This is a genomic window from Dactylosporangium sp. NPDC049525 (assembly GCF_040676755.1).
In the GTDB taxonomy this organism is placed as follows: Bacteria; Actinomycetota; Actinomycetes; order Mycobacteriales; family Micromonosporaceae; genus Dactylosporangium.
Genome location: NZ_JBFAPO010000114.1, coordinates 1 through 16,358, shown reverse-complemented (window position 1 = coordinate 16,358; position 16,358 = coordinate 1). Strand labels below are relative to the sequence as shown.

Sequence of the window (16,358 nt, the reverse complement as noted above, 5' to 3'; positions counted from 1 at the left end):
GCCGGCCAGATCGACGACTTCCTCGCCTGGCACGAAGGCGCCGGCGTGCAACACATCGCCTACAGCACCCACGACATCGTGACCGCCGTGCGCACCTACAGCGCCAAGGGCGTCGAGTTCGCGCAGACCCCGGCGAGCTACTACGACATGCTCGAGGCGCGGCTGGGCGCGGTGGACGTGCCCGTGGAGCAGCTGAGTCCGCTGGGCATCCTCGTCGACCGGGACCACTGGGGCCAGATGTACCAGATCTTCGCCAAGTCGACGCACATCCGCCGGACCTACTTCCTCGAGCTCATCGACCGGCACGGCGCCCGGACCTTCGGCACGAGCAACATCCCGGCGCTGTACGCCGCGAAGGAACGCGAACTCGCCGCGGTGCGCGACACCACCGACGGCCTGCGCAGCTGACCCTCCCCCACGACTTTCGAAAGGACATGACCCTTGACCATCTCAGTGACCCAGGCGTTCTCGTTGTCCGACGACGAGTTGGCACTGCTGCCGTCGGACGACGACGTCGAGCACTACGCCCGGCACGGCTGGTACCTGACCAAGAAGCTCTTCACCGATGACGAAGTCGACGAGCTCGTCGCGGCGAGCGAACGCTTCTACGCCGGGGAACGTTCCCGAACGCTGCCGCTACGCCCGCCCCGGCTGGCGTACTGGGAGCCGGCGCACGGCGACGTGCAACGCCACCACGACTACGTGCACTACGAGAGCGACCCGATCGCGCGGATCCTGCGCAAGCCGCTCATCGGCGCGGTCGCGGCGCGGCTGGCGAAGGCCGACGAGATCCGGGTCTTCCAGTCGACGCTGATCTACAAGCCGCCGATCGTCGGTGAGCCCAGCAACGTGGTCCCGTGGCACTTCGACCGGCACTACTGGTCGCCGTGCACGTCGGAGAACATGCTGACGGCGTTCATCCCCTTCCACGACTGCGGCGAGGAGATGGGCACGATCACGATGGTCGACGGGTCGCACCGGTGGGAGGAGATCCTCGCCGACGACACCACGACGAAGCACTTCGCCGAGCGGGACCGCGACGACCTGGAGGTCATGCTCGCGGAGAACGCGGCGTACAACAACGTCGAGGTCGTCAAGGTCCCGATGATCATCCCCAAGGGGCACATGAGCTTCCACCACTGCCGCACGTATCACGGCAGCGGGCCCAACCGCAGCGACACACCCCGCCGCGCGATCTCCTTCCACCTGCAGGACGGTGCGAACGAGTACCGCCGGTTCGAGCTCAGCACGGGTGACGTCGTGACCTACAACCACGACGTGCTGGTGCGGCGCACCGAAGACGGCCGTCCCGACTACTCCGATCCCGAGTACTGCCCCGTGTTGTGGCGTACGCCCTAACCCTTTCAGGAGGCTCATCATGTCCCGTTACGACTGGGGTCAGCGACACCCGGGCATCGATCGGTTGGAGGCGCTGATCGCCGATGCCCGCAACGAGGTCGTGTCCCACCCGATCTACGCCCGCCTGGACAGCCTGCCGGCGATCCAGACGTTCCTGGAGCACCACGTCTTCGCCGTGTGGGACTTCATGTCGCTGCTGAAGTCGTTGCAGCGCAACCTCACCTGCGTCGAGGTGCCGTGGATCCCGACCGGGCCGACCGGCAGCCGGCGGCTCATCAACGACATCGTCCTGGTCGAGGAGAGCGACGAGCTGCGCGGCGGCTTCATCAGCCACTTCGAGCTGTACCTGCTCGGCATGCAGGAGGCCGGCGCCGACACGACCGTCATCGACACGTTCATCTCGCTGCTGCGTGACAAGACCCCGGTGCCGGCCGCGATGGCCGCCGCGGGCGTGCCGGAGGCGTCGGCGGAGTTCGTCGCGCTCACCTGGCACCTCATCGACACCGCGCCGATCCACTGCCAGGCGGCGGCGTTCGCGTTCGGCCGCGAGGACCTGATCCCGGACATGTTCCAGCAGGTCGTCAAGGTCAACGAGCAGGGTGGGCAGCTCGACACGTTCGTCGACTACCTGGAGCGGCACATCGAGGTCGACGGCGAGTTCCACACGCCGATGGCCATGCAGATGGTGACCGACCTGTGCGGCGACGACGAGAGCAAGTGGAACGACTGCGCGGAGACCATCAACCTCGCCCTCGCCGCCCGCGCCAAGCTCTGGAGCGGCATCCTCGCCAAGATCGACGAAAAGGTCCTCACGGCCTGATAGGGGCCTGTCCACTTAGGAGTGTTTCTGTGATTGACGCCGCCGGGCTGTACCGGACGGTCCGCCTCATCCGCAGGTTCGAGGAACGCGCGATCGAACTGGTGCGCGACGGCGCGATCGTCGGTGGGATCCACCCGTACCTCGGGCAGGAGGCGATCGCGGCCGGGACCTGCGGCGCGCTGCGCCCCGGCGACGTCATCACCAGCACCCACCGGGGCCACGGGCACGTCCTGGCCAAGGGCGCCGACCCGGCCCGGATGCTCGCCGAGCTGACGGGCCGGGCCACCGGGCTCAACGCCGGCCGCGGCGGCTCGATGCACGCCGCGGACTTCAGCCTCGGCATCCTCGGCGCCAACGCGATCGTCGGCGCCGCCGTGCCGATCGCGACCGGCGCCGCGTGGGCGGCGCGGCGGGCCGGTAAGGACGTCGTCGCCATCACCTACTTCGGCGACGGCGCGGTCAGCCAGGGCGTCGTGCTGGAAACCATGAACCTCGCCTCGCTGTGGAAGGTGCCGGTCGTCCTCGTCTGCGAGAACAACGGCTTCGCCACCACCACCCGGGTCGAGCAGGCCGTGGCCGGCTCGATCACCGGGCGCGCCGAGGCGTTCGGCATCCCGGCGTCCACAGTGGACGGCAGCGACCCCGAGGCGGTGCTCGCCGCCGCGCGGGAGGCCGTCGACCGGGCCCGCTCCGGCGGCGGCCCGTCGTTCATCGAGTGCGTCGCCTACCGTTTCGACGCCCATCACACGTGGGAACACAGCGCGCGGCCGCGGTACCGCACCGACGACGAGGTCGCCCTCGGCATGCAGCGCGACCCGGTGGCCCTGCAGGGTTCCCGGATCCCGGCCGAGGACCGCGACCGCATCGACGCGGAGATCGAGGCGCTGCTCGACGAGGCGGTCCGCTTCGCCCTCGACAGCCCGCTGCCCGACCCGGCCGGCGCGCTGGATCATCTGTACGCGGACGGCCTGCGGGCCAGGGCGGGGGTCTCCTGATGCCGATCCTGTCGTATCTCAAGGCGCTGAACCGGGCCCTGAGCACCGAGATGGACGCCGACCCGAGCGTCTGCGTCTTCGGCGAGGACGTCGGCGTCGCGGTCAGCAACGTCACCACCGGCCTGCTCAAGAAGTTCGGCCCCGAACGGGTCGTCGACATGCCGATCTCGGAGCAGGCGTTCACCAGCTTCGCCACCGGCGCCGCGATGGCCGGGCAGCGGCCCGTGATCGAGTTCCAGATCCCGGCGCTGCTGTTCCTGGCGTTCGAGCAGATCGCCAACCAGGCCCACAAGTTCTCGCTCATGACCGGCGGCCAGGTCAGCATCCCGGTCACCTACCTGCTGCCGAGCTCCGGCTCCCGCGGCGGCTGGGCCGGGCAGCACTCCGACCACCCGTACAGCCTCTTCGCCCACGTCGGCGTGAAGACGGTCGTGCCCGCGACCCCCGCCGACGCCTACGGGCTGCTGCTGACCGCGATCCGCGACGACGACCCCGTCATCGTGTTCGCACCGGCCGGCGCGATCGGGGTCCGCGACAACGTCGACTTTGCGACCCTGGCCCCGGTGCCGCTCGGCGTCGGCCGCATCCACCGCCCGGGCGACGACGTGACGGTCGTCGCCATCGGCCACCTCGTCCACGACGCCCTCGCCGTCGCCGAGGAACTCGCCGGGACGGTGTCGGTGGAGGTGTTCGACCCGCGGACCCTGCACCCCTTCGACTGGTCCGGGCTCGCCGAGTCCCTGGAACGCACCGGCCGGCTTGTCGTCGTCGACGACTCCAACCGCTCCTGCGGCATCGGCGGGGAGATCCTGGCGACCGCCGCGGAACAGATGCGCCTGATCGCGCCGCCGAAACGGATCACCCGCCCCGACGGCGCGGTGCTGCCCTTCGCCCGTGAACTGGACCTGGCGCTGCAGCCGACCCGCGCGCAGATCCGCACCGCGATCGAGCACGTCGCGAAGATCGGCAGCGAGACGGAGGTGCCGGCATGACCGTCGCACTCGTGACCGGTGGCGCCGGCGGGATCGGCGCCGCGACCTGCGCGCGGCTCGCCGCGGCCGGGCACACCGTCGTCGTCGTGGACCTCGACCTCGAGGCCGCCGGGCAGGTCGCGAAGGAGGTCGGCGGCACCGCGTTCGAGGCCGACGTCAGCGATCCCGACGCGAACCGGGCCATGATCGCGCACGCCCTGACCGAGCACGGGCGGCTCGACGTGCTCGTCCTCAACGCCGGCGTCGCCTCCGACGTGCCACCCGACCCCCCGCTGGACGTCGCCCGGTACCGGCGGGCCCTGGGCGTGAACCTCGACGGTGTCGTCTTCGGCATCGACGCAGGCCTGACCGCGCTGCAGGAGACCGGCGGCCAGATCGTCGTCACCGCCTCCCTCGCCGCGCTCGGCCCCGACATGGCCAACCCGGTCTACGCGCTGACCAAGAGCGCCGTCGTCGGCTACGTGCGGGCCCTGTCGACCCCGCTGACCCCGAAAGGGGTGCGGATCAACGCGGTCTGCCCCGGCTTCACCGACACCGACATCCTCGGCATCGCCAAGCGGCTGATGCGCAAGCAGAAGTTTCCGCTGCTGACCCCCGACGAGGTCGCCGGCGCGATCCTCGGCATCGTCGGCGGCGACGGCACCGGCGAGGCCTGGGCGGTCGTCGCCGGCCGGCCGCCGGCCCCGTTCACCTTCCCCGACGTGCCCACCACCCTGCAGGCCGACGGCACCGAAGTCGTCCTCAAGCCGTTTCTGTCAGCGAAGTAGAGGGAGCAGACCCATGGCGTCCACGAGCATCCGGGCGGCGCTCGCCGTCGACCCCGACGTCGGTGCCGGCAACGTGCTGCACAAGCTCATCGAGCACGGCGCGGCACTGGACGGGCCCGGCATCGCCTTCGACGTCGACGTCGACGGCTTCCCCGCCTGGCAGGGCCTCACCCTCGGCGAGCTGCGCGAGCGGGCCGCGGCCCGGGCCGCGTGGCTGAGCGCGTTCGGCATCGCCCGCCGCGACCCGGTCGCCATCTACGTGACCAGCTCCGCGGACTGCTTCCTCAACTGGATGGGCCTGGTCTGGCTCGGCGCGATCCCGGCGCTGATGAACCCGAACATCCCCGGCGACATCGCCGCCCAGTACATCGCGAAACTGCGCGCGACCGCGCTCATCACCGACGCCGCGCACGTCGAACGGCTCGCCGGGCACGACGTCGGCATCCCCGTCCTCGACGCCGCCGACACCGGCACCGGCGACCCGGCGCTGGCACCGGCGCCGTTCAAGCTGCACGCCGACGACCCGATCGCCATCACCCACTCGTCCGGCACCACCCGCATGCCGACCGCCGTCGTGCACTCGCACGCCAGCCTGTTCCACGCCACCCGCAAGATCCGGCTGAGCGGCCCGCGGGCCCAGGGCACCGAGCGGATCCTCAGTGCCCTGCCAGCCCCGCACGCGGCCGGCATCATGACCATCAACCACGCCCTCAGCAACCGCTCCGAGCTGCTGTTCCTGTCACAGCAGAGCGACGGCGGCGCGGTCCTCGACGCGATCGAGCGGTGGAAGCCGACCGGCGTGTTCGGCTTCGCCATCACCTGGTCCGAACTGGCCCGCTTCGACCTCGAACAGCACGACATGGACTCCGTCGCGCTGTGGTTCAACACCGGCGACTGCGCGCACGAGCCGCACATCCGCAACCTCGTCAACGTCGGCAGCCGCAACACCGTCACCCGCTCCGCCGAGGGCCGCGCGGTCGTCGAGCGGGTCAAGGGATCCAGCTTCGTCGACGGGCTCGGCTCGACCGAGATGGGGCACTCCGCCTTCCACATCACCCACGGCCCCGACACCGAACGTTACGGCCGCTGCGTCGGCGTGCCGCACGTCTTCGCCGACGTCGCGCTGCTCAACACCGACACCGGCGAGGAGGTCCCCGTCGGCGAGGTCGGCCACTTCGGGCTCAAGTCCCCCACCCTCGCCCCCGGGTACTGGAACGACCACGTCAACACGTACCGCAACCGGCTCAACGGCTACTACCTCACCGGCGACCTGATGTTCCGCGACGAGGAGGGCTACTACTACCACGTCGACCGCGCCGTCGACTCCGTCGACCTCGGCGACGGCAACTGGCTCTACACCGCCATGTCGGAGGAGCAGATCCTGCGCGCCGTGCCGGACGTGCGCGACTGCACGATCGTGTCCGTCACCACCGACACCGGCGTCGTGTCCGACGTGCTGCTGTCGCTGCACGAGAGCGCCGACCCGACCGTCGACCACACCGACGCAGTCCGCGCCGCGCTGACCCCGGCCGCGGCGGCGACCCTGCGCAAGGTCGTCGTGTTCCCCGACGAGAACATCGTCACCGGCCCCACCGGCAAGGTCCGCAAGTTCCTGATGCGGCAACGGCACCTCGCCGAGATGGCGAATGCCTGACACGTACCTGCCGGCACCGGCCGACACCACCGGGATCCGCGCCACGACGCGGATCCCGGTCCGGTTCTCCGGGGACGGCGCCGGCACCGGGCCGCTGTCCTGGGGACAGCGGGAGATCTGGCTGACCATGGTCCGCCAGCGCTCCTGGCTGCCGATCGGCGGCTGGGCCGCGCTGCCCGCCGCGACGACCGTCGAGGACGTCGCGGCCGACCTGCGGTGGGCGATGCGGCGGTACCCGACGTTCCGCACCCGGCTGCGCTTCGACGCCGACGGCGTGCCGCTGCAGACCGTCGCCGCCTGGGGCACGATCGGGCTCGACGTGTTCGACGTGCCCGCCGGCGCCGACCCCGAGGCGTACACGGCCGCCGTCGACGCCCACTACCGCGCCCTGGACTACGACTTCGTCGCCGAATGGCCGGTGCGGATGGGGGTCGTCCGGGTCGCCGGCGCACCCGCCTACCTGTCCACGGTCACCTGTCACCTCGTCACCGACGGCGTCGGCGGGCGGCTCATGCTCCGCGAGGTCGCCGCGCGCTCGGAAACCGTGCCGACCACCGGGCTGCAGCCCCTGGAACAGGCCCGCTGGCAGGCGTCACCGGCCGGGGAGAAGCAACGGGAGAAGGCGCTGCGGCACTGGGACCGGATGCTGCGGCAGCTGCCCCCGCCCGCCCCGCTCACCGAGCGCCCCGGCCCCAGGCACCACCGCGGCGAGTTCCACTCGGCGGCGCTCTACACCGCCACCCACGCCGTGTCGGTCGTCTTCGACGTCGACACCTCGCAGGTGCTGATGACCTTCCTGGCGATCGCGCTGACCGACCTCGCCGGCGACGGGCGCCCCGCGGTCATCCGGCCGATGGTGGACAACCGGTTCCGCCGCGGGCTCGGCGACGTGGTGGCAATGGTGGCACAGCACGGGATCTGCGTCACCGACGTCGCCGGCCTGCCCTTCGACGAGGCGATGCGCCGCACCGGGATCGCGGCGATGCTCGCCTACAAGTGGGCCTACCACGACCCGGCCGCGGTCGCTACGCTCTCGGAGACGCTTGACGTCGACCTCGAGGCCGGGATCTGGTTCAACGACCGGCGGACCCTCAGCCGGCAGATGTTCCCCGGCGACAAACCGACCGCCGAACAGGTCCGTGCCGCCGCGCCGGGCGAGTTCCGCTGGACCGTCGCCCAGGACGACCCCTTTGACCCGCTGAACATCGACGTCGACGACGAACCCGGGCTGTTCCGGCTGACCTGGTTCACCGACACGTGGCGGACTCCCCCGGCCCGCGTCGAGGCCCTCGCACGGGCGGTCGAGGCGCTGGCCGTACACGAGGCGCTGTTGGCTCTTGAAACGAGGAACCCGTGACCGCTCTCGTTGCCGTCGGCACCTTCGTGCCCCCGGGCCGCGTCCCGATCGAGTCCCTCGCGGACGAGTTCGACCTGACCCCGATGCAGCTGCGGGTGTTCCGGCGCTACCACAAACTCGGCTCCGCCGCGCAAGCGCCCGGCACGTCACTCACCGAGCTGCTGCGTCTCGCCGTCGCCGACCTGCGGCTCACCACCGAGCAGACCGAGCGGATCCGCTACGTGCTCTACGCGCGGACGTTCCCCGGCGTGGTGCCCTACCCGCACAACCCGCTGCACGACGTGTGCCGGTCGTTCGGGCTGTCACACGCTTCGGCCTTCGCCGTCGGGCACCACGCGTGCGCATCCGGCCTGCTTGCCGTCGACCTCGCCGGGCGGCTCCTCGCCACCGCCCCGCCCTCCTCGCTCGCGCTGATCCTCACCGGGGAGAAGGCGTTCACCGGGGAGGCCCGGTTCGTGCCTGAGACGTCCATGTTCGGCGAGGGCGCCGCCGCCTGCCTGGTCGCCGCCTCCGGCCCGCGGGACCGGCTGCTGTCCTACGTGGCGGACCTGCGTGGCGAGTTCGACGGGGAGCTGGAGGAGGTGGCCGGCGAGTTCCAGCGGATCTACCACGACGCACTCGGCTCGGCCGTCACCTCGGCGGTCGAGCGGGCCGGGCTGACCCTGGACGACATCACCGTGATCCTGCCGCACAACGTGAACGTGGTCGCCTGGCAACGGGTCTGCAAGCGGATCGGCTATCCGCTCGACCGGGTCCTGCTCGACCACGTCGCCGACTACGGCCACGTCTTCTGCGCCGACGCGTTCCTCAACCACCGCACCGCCGTGCGGCGTTCCCTGCTGCGGCCCGGGGACCGCTACGTCATCGCCGCCGCGGGAGCCGGCCGCGGCGCGACGTTCTCCGCCATGGTCTTCGAGCACTGAATCTGAAGGAGCCTTCAATGAGCGACACGACCACTGCCGTCGACCCGGAGCTGCGCCAGCAGGTCGTCGACACGATCTGCGAGCTGCTGCCCCGCGTGCTGAAGCGGGAGGTCTCCGGCGCCTCGGAGACCACCACGCTCATGGACGACCTCGGCATGAGCTCCACCACCGGCCTGGAGCTGGTGCTGGAGCTGGAGGACAAGCTGGAGCGCGAGATCAGTGTCGAGGACATGGGCCGCGACAACTTCGAGACGGTCGGCAGCCTCGCCGACTACGTCGCCGGAAACCTGCTCCCGGAAGAGTGAGCATGCCCGTCGATGACCGCTGGGGGCTCCGGCGCGCGGTGTCGCGCCGGTACCCCGACCCGGCCGCGCTCGCCGCCGACACCGGGCACGCCGCCCGCCTGTCGACGTACCTCACGGACCTGCTCACCCCGCACGGGCTCACGCTGACCCCGGACGCGCTCAACCCGGTGCGCGGCCAGTCCTACGGCGAGATGGCCGTGGAGCTCCTGCCCGACGAGCCGGTCGACCTGCTCGTGCTCGCCTACGACGTGCCGGACATCTCGCCGGGGCGGGCGGTCAGCACGTACCTGACGCACGTCTGCCCGGGTTCGCCGATGTCGTTCGCGGTCTCGGACCAGGGCCGCGCGGCCGCGTTCACGGCGCTGTCGCTGATGCAGACCTATGCGGCCACCCACCCGCGGGCGCTGCTCATCGCCGTCGAACAGTCCGACCTGCCCTACGACCCGGGCGTGCCGGTGGCGCTGCCGGCCGCCCACGCCGGGATCGCCCTGCACCTGTCCGCGTCCGCCGAGGCGCCGTTGTCGGCGGTGACCGTGCTGCCCGACGCCGATGCGTCCGTGGACGCGCTCGACGGGCTCGCCGCCACCACCGTCGTGCTCGGCGGGGGGATGGCGGCGCTCGCCGGCGACGTGAAGGCCGACCGGGTCATCCTCGCCGACCCCGCACAGCCGATGACGGGCGTGTGGGAGGCGCTCGCCGGGCTCGACCTCGCCACGGCGGGGCGGGTCGCGGTCGCCGACTACGACCCGGCGCTGCGCTACCTGTGCGTGGCCGCCTTCGGCTGACGCTGTCTCTGTCGCGCCGCGCCGCGCCGTGCTGCCGCGCCGTGCCGTGCCGTGCTGCCGCGCCGCGCCGCGCCGCGCCGTGCCGCGCCGCGCCGTGCCGCGCTGTCGCGCCGATCCCTGTGCGTGACCTCGGTCCGGCTGCCGCGCCGCGTCCGGCTCACGCTGCCGCGCCGCGCTGTCGCACCGCGCCCGGCCCACGCTGCCGCGCTGCGCTGCTCACGCTGTCGCGCCCATCCGAGTGCGTGACCTCGGTCCGGCTGCCGCACCGCGCCGGCTCACGCTGCCGCACCGCGCCGCACCGCACCGCGCCGCTCACGCTGTCGCGCCCATCCGAGTGCGTGACCTCGGTCCGGCTGCCGCACCGCGCCGGCTCACGCTGCCGCACCGTGCCGCGCTCTCGCGCCCAGCCCTGCGCGCGGCCTCGGTCCGGCTGTCACGCGGCGCCCGGCTCACGCTGCCGCGCCGCGTTGCGCCACGCCCGCGCTGTCGCGCCCGTCCCCGTGCGCGGCCTCGGTCCGGCCGTCATGCCGCGCCCGGCTCATGCTGTCGCCCCGGTACCTGAACATGGCTACGTCCGGCTGACGTTGTCGCCCCGGCTGCGGGTGCCGGGCTGCTTTACCAACACCCTACCCAGCCCCACCTAATTGATCTCCGGACCCGCTTAGGCGCCGTCACCGACCGTAGTTTACCGCAGCTCGTGCTGGGTGACGGTGAACGGGGCGTCGCCTGCGAGGGCCACCGCGGCGCGGAAGCCGGCCGGGGCGGTGAGGTCCTCGATCCGGAACGGGCCGTCGTGCTCGACCACCACCGGCGCCGCGCCGGCGACCGGGGTGGCCAGGCCGCGAGTGAGCCGCGCGCCGGCGGCCTTCACCAGGGACTCCTTGCGGGCCCACAGCTCGGCGAACCGCTCGTGGCCGCCGTCGCCCGCGACCTCCGCGGCCTCCGTGGACGGGTAGAAGCGGCGGGCCATCGCCGCGCAGTCCAATGTCGGCACCACACGTTGCAGGTCGACGCCGACGGGCCGCCGCGCCGACACCGCCACCATGACGAGGTCGCCGGAGTGCGACAGGTTGACCTCGACGCCGGTGTACGGCCCGGTCAACGACGGTTTGCCGTTGGGGTTGTGCGCCCAGCGCAGCTCGTGCGGCGGCGCGTCCAGGGCCGCACCCACGAGGCGGCGGGTGACCGCGTGCGCCACGACGAACCGACGCCGGTCGATCGCGTGCACGATCGACGCGTGCCGGCGCCGCTCCTGCTCGTCGAGCACCGCGAACATCGCCGGCAGCGCGTCGTCGGGCACCCGCGCGTCGGCGAGCCAGACGTCGACGGCGTCCACGGTCAGGCCGCGTTGAGCAGACCGGCGAAGCGGCGGACGCCCTCCTCGATCTGCGCCGGCTCGAGGGCGCTGCAGGACAGCCGGATCGCGTGGCTGCCGCCGCCGTTGAGGTAGAAGAACCGCATCGGGGTCCACAGCACCCCGTGTTCGCGGGCCGAGACCTCCAGCAGTTCCTCGGACGCGTCGACCGGCACGTCCACGACGACGAAGAACCCGCCGCTGGGGCTGTTCCACCGCACCGGTCCGCCGGTGGCGTCGCCGAAGTGCCGCTCCAGCGCGGCCAGGAGTGTCTGCAGGTTCCGCCGGTAGAAGCGGATCTTCGCCTGGTTGGCGCCGCGGAGGCTGAACCCGCTGTCCAGCAGCATCCCGCCGACGACCGCCTGGGACAGCGCGGAGGTGTTGACGGTCAGCATGCTCTTCACCGTCGACAGTTCCTCGGCGAGCAGCGTGCGGCGGCCGGCGGTGTCGACGACCGGCTGGTCGGCGACGAGGAACCCGACCCGCACGCCCGGGAAGTAGGACTTGGCGAACGAGCCGAGGTAGATGACCCGCTGGTCCGTGTCGAGGGACTTCAGCGTCGGCCGCGGCTCCTCGTCGAGCCCGAACAGCCCGTACGGGTCGTCCTCCAGGATCAGCAGGTCGGCCTCGGCGGCGACGTCCAGCAGCGCCCGGCGGGTCGGCACGGGCAGCGACACGCCCGACGGATTCGCGAAGTTCGGCACCAGGTAGAGCGCCTTCGGGGTGCGCCCGCCCGCGCGGACCTCGGCGGCGACCGCGGCGACCGTCTCCGGGCGCAGGCCGTCCGGCGACTCCGGCACCGGCACCACGTCGATGCCCAGCAGGCGCGCGGCGCCGGTGAACCCGACGTAGCACGGCTCGGCGGCGAGGACGACGTCGCCGGGGCCGGCGCACAGGCCGCGCAGGGCGATGACCATCGCCTCCTGGCAGCCGGTGGTCACCATGACCGCCTCGTCCGGGACGCGGATGTCCTCATCGACGTCCAGCATCCGAGCGATGAGCCCGCCGATGTGGCCGTTGGTCCGCCCGTACTGGGTGAGCAGCACCCGGCTCTGCGCGGCGTCCAGGCCCCGCTCCCGCAGGTGGGTCAGATACGCCTGGATGTGCTTGTCGACGTCGGCGACGGAGTGGAACTCGTCGAACGGCCGCCCCGCGGCGAGGGCGATCGCGTCCGGGAACCGGCCCGCGACCTCGTTGAGGAAGTTCATCGAGGCGGACACCGGGTCGGAGACCGACACGTGCAACGCTTCCCGTTTCAGCTCCACGGTCACAGCTCTCCTCCTGGTCGGGCCCGCACCGCCGACCGGTCCAGGTCGGCGAGGCGCGGGCGGCCGGCGAGCGCCATTGCGTGCGCCAGCTCCTCGGTCGTCGTGCGCAGCAGTCCTTCGACCCCGTCGCCGCCGGCGGCGGCCAGCCCCCACAGCGGCGGCCGGCCGAGCAGCACCATGCGCGCGCCGAGGGCGAGGGCGGTGAAGGCGTCGGTGCCGCGGCGGACCCCGCCGTCGAACAGCACCGGGACGGCGCCGCCGGCCGCGTCGACGACCTCGGGCAGCGCGTCGAGGCTGGCGACAGCGTTGTCGAGCTGGCGGCCGCCGTGGTTGGACACCACGATCCCGTCGACGCCGTGCTCGACCGCCAGGGTCGCGTCCTCGGCGGTCAGGATGCCCTTGAGCACGATCGGCAGGCTCGTCTGCGCCCGCAACCAGGCCAGGTCGGCCCAGGTCACGGTCGGGTCGAACGACTGGGCGGCGTGCTCGGCGATCGCCGAGCGGCCTTCGTCGCTGTGGTGGGTCAGGGCCATGACCGCGGCGTCGATGTTGACGGCGGCGACGTCGCCGCCGATCGCGAACCCGTTGCGCATGTCGCGCCAGCGCCTGCCGATGCGCGGCGCGTCGACGGTGAGCACCAGCGCGCCGAAGCCCGCGTCGGTGGCCCGCCGGACGAGGCCGGCCATCACCTCGCGGCGGCGGAACCAGTACAGGTGCAGCCACAGTCCGCCGGCGGACGCCGCGGCGATGTCCTCGAGGGTCCGGCTGGCGAACACGCTCACCACGAACAGCGCGCCGGCGGCGGTCGCGCCCCGGGCCGTGGCAACCTCACCCTCGGCGTCGACGAGGCGATGGTAGGCGGTGGGTCCCACGCCGAGCGGGGTCGCGAAGTCCGTGCCGAACACCGACACGGCGGTGTCGACTGTGGACACGTCGGTGAGCACCCGCGGGCGCAGCCGCCACCGGTCGAACGCGGCGACGTTGGCCCGCAGGGTGCGCTCGGACTCCGCGCCGCCCTCGATGAAGTCCCACACGTCGGCGTCGACGAGTTCGCGGGCGAGCTGCTGGTAGTCGGAGGCGGTCAACACCGGCCCGGTCCGAGGTCGTGTCACCGGCGCTCCATAGGCGGTAGCCTATCGGAACCAGGCAACGACCGACAGGAGCCGAAAGTCTTGCATGGGCACCGATAGCATGCTGATCGCCGAAATATCCGACCCGTTCTGCCTCGCCGCCGGGGAGGCGCAGGCCCTCCTCGCGGGGCACCCGTGGCACCGGTTCGCGATCCTCGGCGACAGCGTCGCGGAGGGCCTGACGGAGCCCGTCGACGGCTACCATCCTCTCGCGTTCCCGGACAGGGTGCGGGTGGAGCTGGCCCGGCACCGGCCGGGTCTGGAGCACCGCAACCTCGGCCGGCGCAACCTGCGCGCCGCCGAGGTCCTGGCGACCCAGCTCGACCCCGCGCTGGCGTTCCGCCCCGACCTCGCGCTGGTCATCTGCGGCGCCAACGACGCGATGCGCCCCGGCTACGAGTCGCGCGCCGACGCCGTCGACGCGACGCTGACCGCGCTGATCCGCCCGCTGCAGGACGCCGGCGCCCGGGTCGTCACCGTGTCGCTGTTCGTCATGCCGGACTACCCGTCGATGCCGGCCTGGCTCGGCCCCGCGTTCTCCCGCAGGATGCGCCTGCTCGGCCGCCGCACCACCGCCCTCGCCGAGACCCTCGGCACGATCCACGTCGACCTCGCCGCGCACCCGGCGATCGGTGCCGGTGACGTCCTCACCGGCGCCGACGGCCTGCACGGCAACGCTCGCAGCCACGCCATCGCCGCGGCGGAGATGATCCGCCGCCTGTCCCGTGAGATCCAGGGAGCTTAGAGATGCCACTCGACCCGCAGCTGCAGGCGATGCGCGACCAGCGCGAGCGCGACGGCGCCGCCCCGCTGTATTCGATGACCCTCGAGGCCGCCCGGGCCGCCGACCTCGCCTCCATCAAGGCCGGCGGCGGCACCCCCGAGCCGGTCCACGAGGTCACCGACCACACGATCGCCGGGCCCGGCGGTGACCTGCAGGTGCGTGTGTACCGGCCGTCCGGGAAGATGCCACTGCCCGTGCTGGTCTACTTCTTCGGCGGCGGCTGGGTCCTCGGTACCATCGACACCGCCGACGGCATCGCCCGCACCCTCGCCAACAACGCCGAGTGCCTCGTCGTCGTCCCCGGTTACCGGCTGGCGCCCGAGCACCCGTTCCCCGCCTCGATCGAGGACTGTTACGCCGCGGTCAGCTGGGTCGCCGACAACGCCGCCGAGATCGGCGCCGACCCGGCCCGCATCGCGGTCGGCGGTGACAGTGCCGGCGGCAACCTCGCCGCCGGGGTGACGTTGATCGCGCAGGAGGCCGGCGACCTCACCCTCGCCGGTCAGCTCCTCGTCTACCCCAACACCGACCAGCTCGCCGACGACGAGTCGATGCGGGCCAACGACGACCCGTTCCAGTTCAACCACCACTCCGTCGCCTGGTATCGCAAGCACTACCTGATCGACCCCGACGACGCCGAGAACCCCCTCGCCTCCCCGCTGCGGGCGGAGACCCTCAAGGGCCTGCCGCCGGCGCTGGTCATCACCGCCGAATACGACCCGCTGCGCGACCAGGGCGAGCGCTACGCGAAACGGCTCGCCGACGACGCCGTCCCGGTGACCCTCGCCCGCTACGACGGCATGTCCCACGGCTTCTTCGCGATGGCCGGCACCGTCGACGAGAGCCGCGTCGCCCTCGCCCAGGCGGCCGCGCAGCTGCGGGCGTGGTTCGCATCCTGACCGCTGCGCTGGAACGCAACGTCACCGGCGTGTGGGGCGCGGCCGGCGAACGCTGGCTCGCGGAACTCCCCGCCCTGCTCGCCGCGATCGTCGCGGACTGGGAGCTGACCCTCGGCCCGCCGTACGACCTGACGTTCCACTACGTCGCGGCCGTGCGGTGCGCCGACGGCACCCCGGCGGTGCTGAAGGTCGGCTTCGAACTGGCGGTCGAGGCGACCGCCCTGGCCGCGTTCGACGGTCACGGCGCCGACCGGCTGCTGCGCGCCGACCTCGACCGGGGCGCCCTGCTGCTGGAGCAGGTGTCCCCCGGCGACCGGCTCCGCGACCTCGTCCCGGCCCGCGACGCCGAGGCGACCGAGGTCCTTGCCGGGCTGATGCGCCGGTTGCACGTGCCGCCGGTGCCGGGCCTGCCCACGGTGCTGTCGCAGGTCGGGTTCCTGGACCGGCACCGCGGCGCCGTCCCCGCCGACCTGGTCCGCGAGGCGGCCGCCCGCATGCGCGAGCTGTCGGCGACCGCGACCCGCGAGGCGGTCCTGCACGGCGACCTGCACCACGACAACGTGCTGCGCGGCACCCGCGAGCCGTGGCTGGCGATCGACCCGCACGGCCTCGTCGGCGACCCCGGCTACGAGGTCGGCTCGATCCTGTTCAACCCGTTCCTCGACGACCGTGACCCGGCCCTCACCGCCCTCGTCCCGGCCCGGCTGCGGCAGCTGTCGGCGGCGCTCGGCGAGCCGGTGGACCGCCTCGCCGCCTGGGGTTTCGTCAAGGCGGTCCTGTCCTCGGTGTGGACCGCCGAGTCCGGCGGCGCCCCGACCCGCGCCCTCGACGTCGCCCACCTGCTCCGCAACGCCTGACCGGCGACGCAGCCGCCACCGCGCCCGCGACCCAGCCACCGCGCCCGCGACCCAGCCACCGCGCCCGCGACCCAGCCACCGCGCCCGCGACCCAGCCACCGCGCCCGCG

Annotated in this window: 16 protein-coding genes and 1 pseudogene; 14 read left to right on the top strand and 3 right to left on the bottom strand. The window is 72.6% G+C overall.

Going from position 1 to position 16,358, the window contains the following annotated elements; translation table 11 throughout:
- The 11 genes and pseudogenes from AB0K00_RS56755 to AB0K00_RS56705 form a co-directional block, all read left to right on the top strand.
- Positions 1-408, top strand: a pseudogene (locus AB0K00_RS56755) (4-hydroxyphenylpyruvate dioxygenase); the annotation flags it as partial.
- A 39-nt stretch (positions 409-447) separates the two neighbouring features.
- On the top strand, positions 448-1,359 hold the full coding sequence (locus tag AB0K00_RS56750) for a phytanoyl-CoA dioxygenase family protein (RefSeq protein ID WP_363539867.1): 912 nt from the start codon (positions 448-450) through the stop codon (positions 1,357-1,359).
- Between the two features lie 19 nt (positions 1,360-1,378).
- On the top strand, positions 1,379-2,179 hold the full coding sequence (locus tag AB0K00_RS56745; RefSeq protein WP_363539863.1) for a DUF3050 domain-containing protein: 801 nt from the start codon (positions 1,379-1,381) through the stop codon (positions 2,177-2,179).
- A gap of 29 nt (positions 2,180-2,208) precedes the next feature.
- Positions 2,209-3,174, top strand: coding sequence for a thiamine pyrophosphate-dependent dehydrogenase E1 component subunit alpha (locus AB0K00_RS56740; RefSeq protein WP_363539861.1), 966 nt, complete (start codon positions 2,209-2,211; stop codon positions 3,172-3,174).
- Complete coding sequence (locus AB0K00_RS56735; RefSeq protein ID WP_363539859.1) at positions 3,174-4,166, top strand: transketolase C-terminal domain-containing protein; 993 nt, start codon at positions 3,174-3,176, stop codon at positions 4,164-4,166. Before AB0K00_RS56740 ends, AB0K00_RS56735 begins: the two co-directional genes overlap by 1 nt.
- On the top strand, positions 4,163-4,933 hold the full coding sequence (locus AB0K00_RS56730; protein ID WP_363539857.1) for an SDR family oxidoreductase: 771 nt from the start codon (positions 4,163-4,165) through the stop codon (positions 4,931-4,933). The genes AB0K00_RS56735 and AB0K00_RS56730 overlap by 4 nt, the downstream gene beginning before the upstream one ends.
- Before the next feature lie 13 nt (positions 4,934-4,946).
- Positions 4,947-6,587 carry a class I adenylate-forming enzyme family protein gene (locus tag AB0K00_RS56725; protein ID WP_363539855.1) on the top strand — a complete coding sequence of 547 codons (1,641 nt, stop codon included), beginning with the start codon at positions 4,947-4,949 and terminating at the stop codon, positions 6,585-6,587.
- Positions 6,580-7,944, top strand: coding sequence for a condensation domain-containing protein (locus tag AB0K00_RS56720; protein WP_363539853.1), 1,365 nt, complete (start codon positions 6,580-6,582; stop codon positions 7,942-7,944). Before AB0K00_RS56725 ends, AB0K00_RS56720 begins: the two co-directional genes overlap by 8 nt.
- On the top strand, positions 7,941-8,867 hold the full coding sequence (locus AB0K00_RS56715) for a 3-oxoacyl-[acyl-carrier-protein] synthase III C-terminal domain-containing protein (protein ID WP_363539851.1): 927 nt from the start codon (positions 7,941-7,943) through the stop codon (positions 8,865-8,867). Before AB0K00_RS56720 ends, AB0K00_RS56715 begins: the two co-directional genes overlap by 4 nt.
- Before the next feature lie 17 nt (positions 8,868-8,884).
- On the top strand, positions 8,885-9,172 hold the full coding sequence (locus AB0K00_RS56710; RefSeq protein ID WP_363539849.1) for a phosphopantetheine-binding protein: 288 nt from the start codon (positions 8,885-8,887) through the stop codon (positions 9,170-9,172).
- Between the two features lie 2 nt (positions 9,173-9,174).
- Positions 9,175-9,957 carry a 2-hydroxy-acid oxidase gene (locus tag AB0K00_RS56705; RefSeq protein ID WP_363539847.1) on the top strand — a complete coding sequence of 261 codons (783 nt, stop codon included), beginning with the start codon at positions 9,175-9,177 and terminating at the stop codon, positions 9,955-9,957.
- A gap of 685 nt (positions 9,958-10,642) precedes the next feature.
- On the opposite strand, the gene AB0K00_RS56700 is transcribed toward AB0K00_RS56705, so the two are convergent.
- From AB0K00_RS56700 to AB0K00_RS56690, 3 genes are read right to left on the bottom strand one after another with little or no spacing between them, the layout of a single operon-like run.
- Positions 10,643-11,293 (bottom strand): 4'-phosphopantetheinyl transferase superfamily protein, encoded by a 651-nt coding sequence (locus tag AB0K00_RS56700; protein WP_363539845.1) that lies wholly within the window; start codon positions 11,291-11,293, stop codon positions 10,643-10,645.
- Positions 11,294-11,295: 2 nt separating this feature from the next.
- Positions 11,296-12,576, bottom strand: a complete 1,281-nt coding sequence (locus tag AB0K00_RS56695) for a PLP-dependent aminotransferase family protein (protein WP_363539865.1) — start codon at positions 12,574-12,576, stop codon at positions 11,296-11,298.
- A gap of 2 nt (positions 12,577-12,578) precedes the next feature.
- Positions 12,579-13,691: an alpha-hydroxy acid oxidase gene (locus AB0K00_RS56690; protein ID WP_363539843.1), complete on the bottom strand. Its 1,113-nt coding sequence runs from the start codon at positions 13,689-13,691 to the stop codon at positions 12,579-12,581.
- A gap of 64 nt (positions 13,692-13,755) precedes the next feature.
- Between AB0K00_RS56690 and AB0K00_RS56685 the strand changes: the two genes are divergently transcribed.
- The 3 genes from AB0K00_RS56685 to AB0K00_RS56675 are packed head-to-tail and all read left to right on the top strand — an operon-like array spanning position 13,756 to position 16,249.
- Positions 13,756-14,454, top strand: a complete 699-nt coding sequence (locus tag AB0K00_RS56685; RefSeq protein ID WP_363539841.1) for an SGNH/GDSL hydrolase family protein — start codon at positions 13,756-13,758, stop codon at positions 14,452-14,454.
- Positions 14,455-14,456: 2 nt separating this feature from the next.
- Positions 14,457-15,392 carry an alpha/beta hydrolase gene (locus AB0K00_RS56680; RefSeq protein WP_363539839.1) on the top strand — a complete coding sequence of 312 codons (936 nt, stop codon included), beginning with the start codon at positions 14,457-14,459 and terminating at the stop codon, positions 15,390-15,392.
- A complete protein-coding gene (locus tag AB0K00_RS56675; protein ID WP_363539837.1) occupies positions 15,377-16,249 on the top strand; it encodes an aminoglycoside phosphotransferase family protein in 873 nt (290 codons plus the stop codon). Before AB0K00_RS56680 ends, AB0K00_RS56675 begins: the two co-directional genes overlap by 16 nt.
- Positions 16,250-16,358 lie beyond the last annotated feature (109 nt).

Coding starts and splice junctions, on each gene's coding strand:
- AB0K00_RS56745 (WP_363539863.1), top strand. CDS start 1,379: ATGTCCCGTTACGACTGGGGTCAGCGACACCCGGGCATCGATCGGTTG.
- AB0K00_RS56735 (WP_363539859.1), top strand. CDS start 3,174: ATGCCGATCCTGTCGTATCTCAAGGCGCTGAACCGGGCCCTGAGCACC.
- AB0K00_RS56730 (WP_363539857.1), top strand. CDS start 4,163: ATGACCGTCGCACTCGTGACCGGTGGCGCCGGCGGGATCGGCGCCGCG.
- AB0K00_RS56725 (WP_363539855.1), top strand. CDS start 4,947: ATGGCGTCCACGAGCATCCGGGCGGCGCTCGCCGTCGACCCCGACGTC.
- AB0K00_RS56720 (WP_363539853.1), top strand. CDS start 6,580: ATGCCTGACACGTACCTGCCGGCACCGGCCGACACCACCGGGATCCGC.
- AB0K00_RS56710 (WP_363539849.1), top strand. CDS start 8,885: ATGAGCGACACGACCACTGCCGTCGACCCGGAGCTGCGCCAGCAGGTC.
- AB0K00_RS56705 (WP_363539847.1), top strand. CDS start 9,175: ATGCCCGTCGATGACCGCTGGGGGCTCCGGCGCGCGGTGTCGCGCCGG.
- AB0K00_RS56685 (WP_363539841.1), top strand. CDS start 13,756: ATGGGCACCGATAGCATGCTGATCGCCGAAATATCCGACCCGTTCTGC.
- AB0K00_RS56680 (WP_363539839.1), top strand. CDS start 14,457: ATGCCACTCGACCCGCAGCTGCAGGCGATGCGCGACCAGCGCGAGCGC.